At 72.2% G+C, this 12502-nt stretch carries 15 protein-coding genes; 8 read left to right on the top strand and 7 right to left on the bottom strand.

All coding sequences use genetic code 11. From position 1 onward, the window contains the following. Window positions 1–7: 7 nt before the first annotated feature. The 4 genes from ACFY0K_RS00465 to ACFY0K_RS00450 all read left to right on the top strand — a co-directional run bounded on the left by ACFY0K_RS00465 (window position 8) and on the right by ACFY0K_RS00450 (window position 3303). Window positions 8–736, top strand: a complete 729-nt coding sequence (locus ACFY0K_RS00465) for a type 1 glutamine amidotransferase (protein ID WP_382724809.1) — start codon at window positions 8–10, stop codon at window positions 734–736. Between the two features lie 180 nt (window positions 737–916). Further along, on the top strand, window positions 917–1942 hold the full coding sequence (locus ACFY0K_RS00460; protein ID WP_390637901.1) for a 6-phosphofructokinase: 1026 nt from the start codon (window positions 917–919) through the stop codon (window positions 1940–1942). A 186-nt stretch (window positions 1943–2128) separates the two neighbouring features. Further along, on the top strand, window positions 2129–3079 hold the full coding sequence (locus ACFY0K_RS00455; protein ID WP_390637900.1) for a cytochrome c oxidase assembly protein: 951 nt from the start codon (window positions 2129–2131) through the stop codon (window positions 3077–3079). 44 nt (window positions 3080–3123) lie between these two features. After that, the gene (locus ACFY0K_RS00450) at window positions 3124–3303 is read left to right on the top strand and encodes a hypothetical protein (RefSeq protein WP_351955663.1); all 180 of its coding nucleotides are present in this window, start codon (window positions 3124–3126) and stop codon (window positions 3301–3303) included. Window positions 3304–3384: 81 nt separating this feature from the next. Here the strand turns inward: ACFY0K_RS00450 and ACFY0K_RS00445 are convergent, their stop codons facing one another. From ACFY0K_RS00445 to ACFY0K_RS00430, 4 genes are read right to left on the bottom strand one after another with little or no spacing between them, the layout of a single operon-like run. Further along, complete coding sequence (locus ACFY0K_RS00445; protein ID WP_390637899.1) at window positions 3385–4566, bottom strand: sensor histidine kinase; 1182 nt, start codon at window positions 4564–4566, stop codon at window positions 3385–3387. Next, window positions 4563–6275 carry a cation acetate symporter gene (locus tag ACFY0K_RS00440; RefSeq protein WP_390637898.1) on the bottom strand — a complete coding sequence of 571 codons (1713 nt, stop codon included), beginning with the start codon at window positions 6273–6275 and terminating at the stop codon, window positions 4563–4565. Before ACFY0K_RS00440 ends, ACFY0K_RS00445 begins: the two co-directional genes overlap by 4 nt. 42 nt (window positions 6276–6317) lie before the next feature. After that, on the bottom strand, window positions 6318–6686 hold the full coding sequence (locus tag ACFY0K_RS00435; protein WP_390637897.1) for a hypothetical protein: 369 nt from the start codon (window positions 6684–6686) through the stop codon (window positions 6318–6320). 2 nt (window positions 6687–6688) lie between these two features. Continuing rightward, window positions 6689–7438 (bottom strand): LytR/AlgR family response regulator transcription factor, encoded by a 750-nt coding sequence (locus ACFY0K_RS00430; RefSeq protein ID WP_390637896.1) that lies wholly within the window; start codon window positions 7436–7438, stop codon window positions 6689–6691. A gap of 110 nt (window positions 7439–7548) precedes the next feature. Here ACFY0K_RS00430 and ACFY0K_RS00425 point away from each other — a divergent pair, with 110 nt between their 5' ends. The 3 genes from ACFY0K_RS00425 (at window position 7549) to rocD (ending at window position 10229) form a co-directional block, all read left to right on the top strand. Further along, window positions 7549–8034, top strand: coding sequence for an Lrp/AsnC family transcriptional regulator (locus ACFY0K_RS00425; protein ID WP_093505900.1), 486 nt, complete (start codon window positions 7549–7551; stop codon window positions 8032–8034). 145 nt (window positions 8035–8179) lie between these two features. After that, the gene (ddaH, locus tag ACFY0K_RS00420; protein WP_351955669.1) at window positions 8180–8989 is read left to right on the top strand and encodes a dimethylargininase; all 810 of its coding nucleotides are present in this window, start codon (window positions 8180–8182) and stop codon (window positions 8987–8989) included. 19 nt (window positions 8990–9008) lie between these two features. Continuing rightward, window positions 9009–10229 (top strand): ornithine--oxo-acid transaminase, encoded by a 1221-nt coding sequence (rocD, locus tag ACFY0K_RS00415; protein ID WP_351955670.1) that lies wholly within the window; start codon window positions 9009–9011, stop codon window positions 10227–10229. A gap of 44 nt (window positions 10230–10273) precedes the next feature. Here the strand turns inward: rocD and ACFY0K_RS00410 are convergent, their stop codons facing one another. From ACFY0K_RS00410 to ACFY0K_RS00400, 3 genes are all read right to left on the bottom strand, one after another. Continuing rightward, window positions 10274–10891 carry a DUF305 domain-containing protein gene (locus ACFY0K_RS00410; protein ID WP_390637895.1) on the bottom strand — a complete coding sequence of 206 codons (618 nt, stop codon included), beginning with the start codon at window positions 10889–10891 and terminating at the stop codon, window positions 10274–10276. Window positions 10892–10973: 82 nt separating this feature from the next. Continuing rightward, a complete protein-coding gene (locus ACFY0K_RS00405; protein ID WP_390637894.1) occupies window positions 10974–11381 on the bottom strand; it encodes a DUF6153 family protein in 408 nt (135 codons plus the stop codon). 109 nt (window positions 11382–11490) lie between these two features. Continuing rightward, window positions 11491–11871, bottom strand: a complete 381-nt coding sequence (locus ACFY0K_RS00400; RefSeq protein WP_390637893.1) for a 4-oxalocrotonate tautomerase family protein — start codon at window positions 11869–11871, stop codon at window positions 11491–11493. A 64-nt stretch (window positions 11872–11935) separates the two neighbouring features. Between ACFY0K_RS00400 and ACFY0K_RS00395 the strand changes: the two genes are divergently transcribed. After that, window positions 11936–12406 carry a MarR family winged helix-turn-helix transcriptional regulator gene (locus tag ACFY0K_RS00395; RefSeq protein WP_390637892.1) on the top strand — a complete coding sequence of 157 codons (471 nt, stop codon included), beginning with the start codon at window positions 11936–11938 and terminating at the stop codon, window positions 12404–12406. Window positions 12407–12502 lie beyond the last annotated feature (96 nt).

Below are 12502 nucleotides of genomic sequence, written 5' to 3'. Positions count from 1 at the left end.
ACCGTTCATGAGCGACAACCAACTGCGGCTGGTGTGGATCTACCCCGACCTGCTCAGCACCTACGGCGACCAGGGCAACGCGCTCGTCGTGGAGCGCCGGGCCCGGCAGCGCGGTCTCGACGTGGCCCGGCTGGACGTGCGCAGCGACCAGCCGATCCCGACCTCCGGCGACATCTACCTGATCGGCGGCGGTGAGGACCGTCCGCAGCGGCTCGCCGCCGAGCGGCTGCGCCGCGACGGGCACCTGTACCGGGCGGTGGAGAACGGCGCGATCGTCTTCTCGGTGTGCGCCGGCTACCAGATCCTCGGGCACGAGTTCATCAACGACCTCGGGCAGCGCGAGCCCGGTCTCGGCCTGCTCGACGTGACCACCGTGCGCGGCACCGGCGAGCGGTGCGTCGGTGACGTCCTCGCCGACATCGACCCGCGCCTCGGGCTGCCCCCGCTCACCGGGTTCGAGAACCACCAGGGCGTCACCCAGCTCGGCCCCACCGCCCGCCCCTTCGCCCGGGTCCAGCTGGGCAAGGGCAACGGCACCGGGGACGGCACGGAGGGCGCGTACAACGACACCGTCTTCGGCACGTACATGCACGGTCCGGTGCTCGCCCGCAACCCGCTCATCGCGGACCTGCTGCTGAAGCTGGCGCTCGACGTGAACGCGCTGCCGCCGATCGACGACCGCTGGTACGAGGCGCTCCGCAACGAGCGCATCGCGGCCGCCCAGCAGCCCGCCTGAGCTGCCTCGGAACGGCCGGTTCCGGGCCCGCCTGACAGGGTGTCCGCTCACATGTGCGGGCGCGTCCAGCAGGCGGACGCCCGGTACGGAATGACCCCCTTGCGCCGGTAGGGTGGCCGCGATGTCAGCCGGACAGCGTGGTCCGGTCTCCGGCCCACGTGGAGAAGGTTGTTTCGGGCTATGCGCATTGGTGTCCTCACGTCCGGCGGCGACTGCCCCGGCCTGAACGCCGTCATCCGGTCCGTCGTGCACCGCGCCGTCGTCGACCACGGCGACGAGGTCATCGGCTTCCGGGACGGCTGGAAGGGCCTCCTGGAGTGCGACTACCTCAAGCTCGACCTCGACGCCGTGGCCGGCATCCTGGCCCGCGGCGGCACCATCCTCGGATCGTCCCGGGTCCAGCCCTCGCATCTGCGGGACGGCGTGGAGCGGGCCAGGGGCCATGTCGCCGAGCTCGGCCTCGACGCGATCATCCCGATCGGCGGTGAGGGCACGCTGAAGGCGGCCCGGCTGATGTCCGACGCCGGCCTGCCGATCGTCGGCGTCCCGAAGACCATCGACAACGACATCGCTGTCACCGACGTGACCTTCGGCTTCGACACGGCCGTGGGGGTCGCCACGGAGGCCCTCGACCGGCTGAAGACCACCGCCGAGTCCCACCAGCGGGTGCTGGTCGTCGAGGTCATGGGCCGGCACACCGGCTGGATCGCCCTGCACTCCGGCATGGCGGCCGGCGCCCACGCCATCGTCGTCCCCGAACGGCCCTTCGACATCGACGAGTTGACTCGCCGGGTCGGCGAGCGGTTCGAGGCGGGCAAGCGGTTCGCGATCGTCGTCGCGGCGGAGGGGGCCAAGCCGAAGCCGGGCACGATGGCCTTCGACGAGGGCGGCAAGGACATCTACGGCCACGAGCGGTTCGCCGGGATCGCCCGGCAGCTCTCCATCGAGCTGGAGCAGCGGCTCGGCAAGGAGGCACGGCCGGTCATCCTCGGGCACGTGCAGCGGGGTGGGACGCCGACGGCGTACGACCGCGTCCTTGCGACGCGGTTCGGGTGGCATGCGGTGGAGGCGGTGCACGGGGGGAGGTTCGGCCACATGACGGCGCTGCAGGGGACGGAGATCGTGATGGTGCCGTTGGCCGAGGCGGTGGAGACGCTGAAGACGGTTCCCGCGCAGCGGTACGACGAGGCGGAGACCGTGCTCTAGGGGGTGCGGTCGTGTGTCAGGTGCGGGTGAGTTGTGGCTGGTCGCGCAGTTCCTCCCCCAGCCTCCGGCCGGGGGTACCCCCAGCGCCCCTTTAGGTAGGGATCGTGCACCCCGCTCACAGGCTGGGTCGGCCGCGGTTCTAATGTGGGGTCGATAGAAATACCCCCACGAATCAGGAGCCGCCGGATGGATCACAGCGGGCACGGCATGACGATGGATCTGCCGCCGTTCACGCTGGGGCGCGGGCTGGAGTGGTCGGCGGATCCCTTCTTTCTCGTCGCCTGCCTCGCGGGGCTGGCGCTGTACGGGTGGGGTGTGGTGCGGCTGTGGCGGCGCGGGGACGCCTGGTCCGTGGGGCGGACCGTGTCGTTCGTCGTCGGGGTGCTCACGATCATGCTCGTGATGTGCACCAGGCTGAACGACTACGGGATGGTCATGTTCAGCGTGCACATGGTGCAGCACATGATCATCAGCATGCTGTCGCCCATCCTGATCCTGCTGGGCGCCCCCATGACCCTGGCGCTGCGCGCGCTGCCCGTCGCCGGGCGGGGCCGGAAGGGGCCGCGTGAGCTGCTGCTGGCCCTGCTGCACAGCCGGTACATGCGGATCATCACCCACCCCGCCTTCACCATCCCGCTGTTCATCGCGAGCCTGTACGCGCTCTACTTCACCCCGCTGTTCGACTTCCTGATGGGCTCCAAGGCCGGGCACATCGCGATGATGGTGCACTTCCTCGCCGTCGGTGTCGTCTTCTTCTGGCCGATCATCGGCGTCGACCCGGGGCCGCACCGCCCGGGGTATCTCATGCGGATGCTGGAGCTGTTCGCGGGCATGCCGTTCCACGCGTTCTTCGGCATCGCGTTGATGATGGCGTCGGAGCCGATGGTGGGGACCTTCAAGAACCCGCCCGCCTCGCTCGGCATCGACGCGCTCTCCGACCAGAACGCGGCCGGCGGGATCGCCTGGGCGTTCAGTGAGGTCCCGTCCGTCCTGGTGCTGATCGCCCTGCTGTTCCAGTGGTACGGCTCCGAGCAGCGCCAGGCCCGGCGCACGGACCGGGCCGCCGACCGGGACGGCGACAAGGAGCTCGAGGCGTACAACGCGTATTTGGCCTCCTTGAACGCACGCGAGGGCTGACCGGGGCACCATGGAGGGAGTCGGACCACGAGGAGGGTGTCGCGATGCCCGGTTCTGCGAACGGCTCGAACGGTGCCACCAAGGCGATGGGGGTGCTCACCGTCGGCGGCCTCGTCGTGGTGACGGCCTACACGGTGGCCCTCGGCAGCAACGGCTGGCTCTGGTTCGGCTGGGTGGTCCTGGGCCTGCTGACCCTGGCGATGGTGGTCACCCAGAGCACTTGACACAGCGCCCCGTAGGGGCGCGGGGAACTGCGCGGCCAGCCCCTACGGCGGCGCGCCCGACCAACGGCGCCCCGCGGACCGCTAGTGCACCCCGGGCTGGTACTTCGGCAGCCGCGCGGTGATCCGCATCCCCGCCCCGGGCGCCGTCTCGATCACGAGCCCGTGGTCGTCCCCGTACACCTGGCGGAGCCGGTCGTCCACGTTGGACAGGCCGATCCCGCCGGAGGGGCTCGTCTCGCCCGCGAGGATGCGGCGCAGCAGCACCGGGTCCATGCCCGCGCCGTCGTCCTCGATGACGACCAGGGCCTCGGCGCCCTCGTCCTGCGCGGTGATCTGGATGTGGCAGGTGCCGGTCTTGCCCTCCAGGCCGTGCTTGACGGCGTTCTCGACCAGGGGCTGGAGGCAGAGGAAGGGCAGCGTCACCGGGAGGACCTCGGGGGCGATCTGGAGGGTGACCGTGAGGCGGTCGCCGAAGCGGGCCCGGACCAGTGCCAGGTAGTGGTCGATGGCGTGGAGCTCGTCGGCGAGGGTGGTGAAGTCGCCGTGCCGGCGGAACGAGTAGCGGGTGAAGTCGGCGAACTCCAGCAGCAGCTCGCGGGCGCGCTCGGGGTCGGTGCGGACGAACGAGGCGATCACCGCGAGCGAGTTGAAGATGAAGTGCGGGGAGATCTGGGCGCGCAGGGCGCGGATCTCGGCCTCGATGAGCCGGGTGCGGGAGCGGTCCAGGTCGGCCAGCTCCAGCTGGACGCTGACCCAGCGGGCGACCTCGCCGGCCGCCCGGACCAGCACGGCGGACTCGCGGGGCGCGCAGGCGACCAGGGTGCCGTGCACGCGGTCGTCGACGGTGAGCGGAGTGACCACGGCCCAGCGGACCGGACAGTCGGGGGTCTCGCAGTGCAGCGGGAAGGCCTCGCCGCGGCCGGACTCCAGCGGCCCTGCGAGCCGCTCCATGATCTCGGCGCGGTGGTGGTCGCCGACGCCGTCCCAGACCAGCAGGTTCTCGTGGTCGGTGAGGCAGAGCGCGTCGGTGCCGAGCAGGGTGCGCAGCCGGCGGGCCGAGCGGCGGGCGGTCTCCTCGGTCAGGCCGGCGCGCAGCGGGGGCGCGGCGAGGGAGGCGGTGTGCAGGGTCTCGAAGGTGGCGTGCTCGACGGGGGTGCCGAGGCCGCCGAGGTTCTCGGGGCGGGCGGTGCGGCGGCCGAGCCAGAAGCCCGCCGCGAGGAGCGGGAGGACGGCCACGAGGAGGCCCGCCAGGAACCCGGTCACGCCTTCACCTCCGCGCGCAGCTGTTCCGGCAGGTGGAAGCGGGCCAGGATCGCGGCCGTGCCGGGCGGCACCCGGCCCGGGGTCGCCAGGGAGACCAGGATCATGGCGAGGAACCCGAGCGGGACCGACCAGAGCGCCGGCCAGGCCAGCAGGGCGTGCAGGTCACCGGTGCCGGGCAGGTCGGCCATCGTCGCGGCCACCGCGCAGAACGCCGAGCCGCCGCCGGCCAGCATCCCTGCGGCCGCGCCGGGCGGGGTGAGCCGACGCCACCAGATGCCGAGGACCAGCAGCGGGCAGAAGGAGGAGGCGGACACGGCGAAGGCGAGGCCGACGGCGTCGGCGACCGGCAGACCGCCCACCAGAACGCTGGCGGCGAGCGGTACGGCCATGGCGAGGACGGTCCCGAGTCTGAAGTGCCGTACGCCGCGGGACGGCAGGACGTCCTGGGTGAGGACCCCGGCGACCGCCATGGTGAGGCCGGAGGCGGTGGAGAGGAACGCGGCGAAGGCACCGCCCGCGACCAGCGCGCCGAGCAGGTCGCCGCCGAGGCCGCCGACCACCCGGTCGGGCAGCAGCAGGACGGCGGCGTCCGTCTCGCCGGTGAGGGTGAGCTCGGGCGTGTAGAGGCGGCCCAGGGCGCCGTAGACGGGCGGCAGGAGGTAGAAGAGGCCGATCAGGGCGAGGACGGCGACCGTGGTGCGGCGGGCGGCGACGCCGTGCGGGCTGGTGTAGAAGCGGACGACGACGTGCGGCAGTCCCATGGTGCCGAGGAAGGTGGCGAGGATCAGGCCGTACGTGGCGTACAGCGGGCGTTCCTCGCGGCTCTCGGCGAGCGAGGTGGACATGCCGCCGTTGGTGCCCCTGTCGGTGGCCGGCACGCGGGTGCCCTTGGCGAAGGCCAGGCGGGTGCCGGCGGCGATGCGGTGGGTTCCCTCGGGGAGGGTGACCCGGGTGTCCCGGAGGGGGCGGCCGTCGACCGTGCCGGAGACGGTGACCGTGAGCGGGCGGTCGAGCCGGAGGTTGAGGGTGTCCTGGACGTCCACGAGGCGCTGGGCGCGGAAGGTGGCCGGTTCGTCGAAGGCGTGGACGGGGGCGCCGGCGCGCTGCCAGGCGAGGACGAGGAAGAGGGCGGGGACGAGCAGCGCGGTGAGCTTCAGCCAGTACTGGAAGGCCTGCACGAAGGTGATGCTGCGCATGCCGCCGGCGGCCACGGTGGCCACCACGACCACGGCGACGATGAGCCCGCCGAGTGCGTCGGGGGCGCCGGTGAGGACCGCCAGCGTGAGTCCGGCGCCCTGGAGCTGGGGCAGCAGGTAGAGCCAGCCGACACCGACGACGAACGCCCCGGCCAGCCGCCGTACGGTCTGCGAGGCGAGCCGGGCCTCGGCGAAGTCGGGGAGAGTGTAGGCGCCCGAGCGGCGCAGTGGGGCGGCGACGAAGAGGAGGAGCACGAGGTAGCCGGCGGTGTAGCCGACCGGGTACCAGAGCATGTCGGGGCCCTGCACGAGGACCAGTCCCGCGATGCCCAGGAAGGAGGCGGCGGAGAGGTACTCGCCGCTGATCGCGGCCGCGTTGAGGCGGGGGCCCACGGTGCGCGAGGCGACGTAGAAGTCGGAGGTGGTCCGGGAGATGCGCAGTCCGAAGGCGCCGACGAGGACGGTCGCGACGACCACGAGGGCGACCGCCGGGACGGCGTAACTGGAGTTCATCTGGCCTCGTCGCGGTTCATCGCGCGTCGTCGCGGCTGGAGTTCATCGGTCCCACCGGTCCTCGACGAGGCGGACGAAGTCCTCCTCGTTGCGTTCGGCGCGGCGCACGTACGAGCGGGCGAGCAGGATCAGCGGGGCGTAGAGGCAGAAGCCGAGCACCAGCCACTCCAGGCGGCGGGCCTCGGGGGCGGCGGCGAAGACCAGCGGGAGCGGGCCGACGAGCAGGACGAGGACGGCGAACACGACGAGGGCGACGCGCAGTTGGCTGCGCATGAGGGAGCGGACGTAGGTGTGGCCGAGGGTGGTCTGCTCGTCGATCTCGGTGCGCGGGCGGTAGTAGCCGGAGGTACGGCGGCTGCGGCGGGGCGGGCCGGTGACGGTGACCCGGCGCTCGGCGGGGTCGGCGGCCATCGTCAGGTCCTCCTCATCAGCAGGTCCCGCAGTTCGCGGGCGTGGCGCCGGCTGACCTGCAGCTCCTCGGCACCGACCAGGACGCTCACCGTGCCCGCGTCCAGGCGGAGTTCGCCGACGTGGCGGAGGGCGACGAGGTGGCGGCGGTGGATGCGGACGAAGCCGCGGGAGCGCCAGCGGTCCTCCAGGGTGGACAGCGGGATGCGGACCAGGTGGCTGCCGCGCTCGGTGTGCAGGCGGGCGTAGTCGCCCTGGGCCTCGACGTGCGTGATGTTGTCCACCGCCACGAACCGTGTCACGCCGCCGAGTTCGACGGGTATGTGGTCGGGGTCGGGTTCGTGCACGGGTATCCGGGGTGCGGCGCCGCGCAGTTCGGCGGCCCGGCGCACGGCCTCCGCGAGGCGTTCCTTGCGGACCGGCTTCAGGACGTAGTCGACCGCCTTGAGGTCGAAGGCCCTGACCGCGAAGTCCTCGTGGGCGGTGACGAAGACGACCAGCGGAGGGCGGGCGAAACCGGTGAGCAGCCGGGCCAGGTCCAGGCCGTCCAGGCCGGGCATCTGGACGTCGAGGAAGACGACGTCGATGGCCTCGGTGCTCTGCGGTCCGGACTCCAGGGCCCGGGTGATGCGGCGCAGCGCCTCGGTGGCGTCCCCGGCGCCCTCGACGCTGCCGATGCGCGGATCGGCGTTCAGCAGATACAGCAGCTCCTCCAGCGAGGGGCGTTCGTCGTCGACGGCGAGGGCGCGCAGCATGAACGGAGTGTAGGCGGCCCGACGCGGCGCTGGACATGTACCGGACGTGGACGTTCGCGCCGGACGACGTGGTGCTCCCGAACCGTCCTGCCCCTGGTTACAGTGCGGGCATGAACAGCGGCACCGCCCCCTTCGACGACCTCGACCGGAAGATCACCACCGCGTTGATGGCGAACGCGCGGACCAGTTTCGCGGAGATCGGCGCGGCCGTCGGGCTCTCCGCGACGGCCGTGAAGCGGCGGGTCGACCGGCTGCGCGAGACCGGTGTGATCACCGGGTTCACGGCCACCGTGACACCGGCGGCGCTCGGCTGGCGCACGGAGGCGTACGTCGAGGTGTACTGCGAGGGCGCGGCCCCGCCCCGGCGGCTCGCGGAGGTGGTCCGCAACCATCCCGAGATCACCGCGGCCATGACGGTGACCGGCGGCGCGGACGCGCTGCTGCACGTGCGGGCCCGGGACGTGGACCACTTCGAGGAGGTGCTGGAGCGGATCCGGGTGGAGCCGTTCATCCGCAAGACGATCAGCGTGATGGTGCTGTCACATCTGCTGCCGGAGAGCCCGGAGGCCGGGGCCACGCACCCCGTACCGGAGTAAACGCACCGATGCTGCGTTTGTACGACCGGAGACGCAGCGTTCCTGCGCAGACACGCAGCATTTATTGCTTGTCGCCCGTATCCGACGCTTTCTACCTTGGTGTCAACCCTCAGTCGACACCGCGGGAAAGCGGAGGAACCCCTCTGTGTCCGAAAGCCGTGTGCCGCGCCTCAGGCGCTTTCTTGTCTGCGAACCCAGACATTTCGCCGTGCAGTACGCGATCAATCCCTGGATGAACCCCGACACCAGGGTCGACGTCGACCTCGCCCAGGAGCAGTGGACCGCGCTGATCAGCGCCTACCGCAGCCATGGCCACAGCATCGACCGGCTGGAGCCGGTCCCCGGCCTGCCCGACATGGTGTTCGCCGCGAACTCGGCGGTCGTCGTCGGCGGCCGGGTCTTCGGCTCGCTCTTCCACGCCCCGGAGCGGCGCCCGGAGTCCTCCCACTACGACCTCTGGTTCAAGACCGCGGGCTACGACGTGTACCGCCCCGGTTCGGTGGTGGAGGGCGAGGGCGACCTGGTCTGGACGGGCCGCTACCTGCTCGCCGGGACCGGTTTCCGCACCACCCGCGAGGCGCACCGGGAGGCCCAGGAGTTCTTCGGGCATCCGGTGATCAGCCTGACCCTGGTGGACCCGTACTTCTACCACCTGGACACCGCGCTGTTCGTTCTCGACGACGAGAACATCGTGTACTACCCGGAGGCCTTCTCCCCCGGCAGCTGCGAGGTGCTCCGCCGGCTGTTCCCCCGGGCGGTGCTCGCCACCCGCGACGACGCGCTGGCGTGGGGCCTGAACTCGGTCTCCGACGGCCGCCACGTCTTCATCGCGCCGCAGGCCGAGGCGCTCGCCGCCCGGCTCGCCGACCAGGGCTACGAGCCCGTCCCCGTCGACCTGTCGGAGTTCCACAAGGCAGGCGGCGGCATCAAGTGCTGCACCCAGGAAATCCGCTGAGGACCAGGAGATCCCCCTGATGACCGCACCCGCACGCGCACGCACCTCCGCCGAGCTGATCGAGGCGGAGGGCCCGGTCCTCGCGCACAACTACCACCCGCTGCCCGTCGTCGTCGCCCGCGCCGAGGGCGCCTGGGTGGAGGACGTCGAGGGCCGCCGCTACCTCGACATGCTGGCCGGTTACTCGGCCCTCAACTTCGGCCACCGCCACCCGGCGCTGATCGAGGCCGCGCACCGCCAGCTGGACCGCCTCACCCTCACCTCGCGCGCCTTCCACAACGACCGGCTGGCCGAATTCGCCGAACGGCTCGCCGAGTTGACCGGCCTGGACATGGTGCTGCCGATGAACACCGGGGCCGAGGCGGTCGAGTCCGGCATCAAGGTGGCCCGCAAGTGGGCCTACGACGTGAAGGGCGTCCCGGCCGACCGGGCCACCATCGTCGTCGCCGCCGACAACTTCCACGGCCGTACGACCACGATCGTCAGCTTCTCCACCGACGAGACGGCCCGCGCGGGCTTCGGCCCGTTCACTCCGGGCTTCCGGATCGTGCCGTACAACGACCTGGCCGCGCTGGAGGCGGCGGTCGACGAGACCACGGCTGCGGTGCTGATCGAGCCGATCCAGGGCGAGGCCGGGGTACTCATCCCCGACGACGGCTATCTGACCGGGGTACGCGAGCTGACCCGCCGCAAGGGCTGCCTGTTCGTCGCCGACGAGATCCAGTCCGGCCTCGGCCGCACCGGCCGCACCCTCGCCGTCGACCACGAGGACGTGGTGCCGGACGTGCTGTTGCTGGGCAAGGCGCTGGGCGGCGGGATCGTGCCGGTGTCCGCGGTGGTGGCCCGCCGGGAGGTGCTCGGGGTCCTGCACCCGGGCGAGCACGGCTCGACGTTCGGCGGCAACCCGCTCGCGGCGGCGGTCGGCACGGCGGTCGTCGAGCTGCTGGAGAGCGGCGAGTTCCAGCGTCGGGCCGCGGAGCTGGGCGTGGTCCTGCGGGACGGCCTGACGGAGCTGGTCGGCAACGGCGTGGTCGGCTTCCGCTCGCGCGGCCTGTGGGCGGGCGTCGACGTGGACCCGGCGATCGGCACCGGGCGGGAGATCGGCGAGCGCCTGATGCGGGAGGGCGTCCTGGTCAAGGACACCCACGGCTCCACGATCCGGCTGGCCCCGCCGCTGACCGTCACGGCGGAGGAACTGCGGTCGGCGCTGGGGGCGTTGGAGAAGGTGCTGGCGGCCTGAGCCAGGGGTGGCCGCACCCGTGGGCGCGGCCACCCCGGCACCTGTCAGCCCTTGCCGAGGAGCTTGTTCATCTCCTTGATCTCGGCGTTCTGCGCGGTGATGATGGCGTCGGCCATGGTCGTGGCGGGGCCGTAGGCGCCCTTGGCCTTCTCGGTGCCGGCCATCTCGACCGCGCCCCGGTGGTGCTGGACCATCATGGTCAGGAACATCGTGTCGAAGTCCGTCCCCTTGGCCTGCTTCAGCATGGTCATGTCCTTGTCGGACATCATGCCGGTCATGCCGGCGTGGCCGCTGTGGTCCATGCCCGCCATGGGCACGTCCTCGCCCCAGGCCTTGAGCCAGCCGGTCATGGTCCTGATCTCCGGGTCCTGGGCCTTCTCGATCCGGGCGGCGAGGCTGCGCACCTGGGCGGAGGAGCCGCGGTCGACGGCGAGGCCGGCCATCTCCAGGGCCTGCTGGTGGTGCGGGATCATGCTCTGCGCGAAGGACACGTCCTGCGCGTTGTGGGCACCTGCGGTGGCGGAGGCGGTGGCGCCGGCCGCCGCCGAGTGGGACGCGTGCGCGGTGTCGGCGCCGTCGTCGCCGCTGCCGCACGCGGTGAGCGCGAGGGCGGCGGTCGCGGCGAGCGCGACGAGGACGGCACGGGTACGTGTGCTGGTCATGCTGGATCTCCTGCGGTGAGTGTGAGTGGGCACGCGGGAGCACGACCGCTGCGCTGTGTGCGCACGGCCGGCTCGGGTGCCTCTAGATCCGCAGGAGCTGGAGTTCGGCCAGGTCGGGGGGTGCTCGGGCGCCGTCCGGCGCGGTGGCCGGGCGGGCGGTGGCCAGGCAGGCGGCCGTGGGGACGGGGAACGGGTCCGGGACCGGCGCGGGCAGCGCCGGCCCGCCGCTCACCGCCCCGGAGGCGCAGGTCGCGTCGGCGTGGTGCGCGTGGTCGCCGCCGCAGTGACCGTCGCCGCCGGAGCAGCCGTCGTACGCGGTGACCACGACCGCGGGACGGGGAGCGGTCCGCTCGTGGCCGCCTCCCATGCCCATGAGGCCGCCGGGCGCCAACGCGTGCATGCCGAACAGCCCGGCCAGCAGCCCCAGCACGAGCAGGGCACGCCGACGCCGGTGCGGCGGTCGGGGGGCTTGCGGCTCGGTGGGGCGCATCGGCCCCATCCTATGCACACCCTGAGAACCGGCCGCCCCAGGCACGCCCCGGCCGACCCCGCCGACCGCTTTGCGACAGGACCGGTCGTGAAGGTGCCCGGAAAGGGGTTCACACGGCGAGGACGCCCCCGAGGAAGGTCCGGTCCGGTGGTGACGCCACGAGTTCGACCATGGTGCCGGCGCGGAGGTCGTCGCCGGCGACGCGCACGATCGCGTCCGTGAGGGCGGCGCCGAGGCGTGCGGTGATCCGGGCGGCGTCGGGGCGGTCGAAGACGCCGGCGCGGACACCCAGGACCACCGAGGCGTTGGTGTCCACGGCCCTGCCGCCCTGCGCGTAACGCCCCGCGGGGACTCCGGCCAGGCGGATGCTCACGAGGTCGCGGGCCCATTCGCCGTAGACGCCGACGATCGCGTCGGTGAGCGCGGCAACGAGCACGGCCTCCTTGCCGGTCAGCCTGCTCTCTGGAAGGTGGGCGGTCAGGTGCGGCATAGTGGACCCCGTTCCCTTTGGACTCAAAGCCTTTGTATTTAAAGGTAGTTGGAAGAGGTCGCCGATGTCCACGGAATCGGACGGTCCAGCCGTCGACGAGGCCGTCCGCACCCTGCTGTTGCTCATGCCGCGGCTCGTCGGCCGCGCCAAGCGCCTGCCCGTCCCTCCGGCGCTCCGGGGCCTGGACCTGGCACCACGGCATCTCGCACTGCTGGCCCACCTGGAGTACGACGGCCCCACCAGCGTCAACGAACTGGCCGCCCGGCTGGAGGTGGCCCCGACGACCGTCAGCCTCATGGTCAGCGAGCTGTCACGCCCGGGCGTCCTGGAGCGCACCGCCGATCCAGCCGACCGCCGCCGCCGCATCGTCGCCATCGCCCCCGCCTACGCCGCTCCCATCACCGAATGGCTGTCCGGCAGCGCCTCCGCCTGGGAAGGCGTCATGCGCACCCTCGCCCCCGCGGAACGCGCCACGGTCATCACCGCCCTGCACGCCTACGAAGCCGCCTTGGAGCAGGCGGGCAACGGACGGTAGCCGCGCCGGCCGGGGGGACCCGTGGACCTGTCTGCGGGGCAGGGGGAGGCCGAAACATCGCTGGATGACCCCCAGTGCGGTGGGGTGCCGTTGGCG

Source organism: Streptomyces sp. NPDC001507 (assembly GCF_042894765.1).
Classification (GTDB): domain Bacteria; phylum Actinomycetota; class Actinomycetes; order Streptomycetales; family Streptomycetaceae; genus Streptomyces.
Note: the sequence above shows the minus strand (reverse complement) of the source record. Positions and strands in the feature narration are given on the sequence as shown.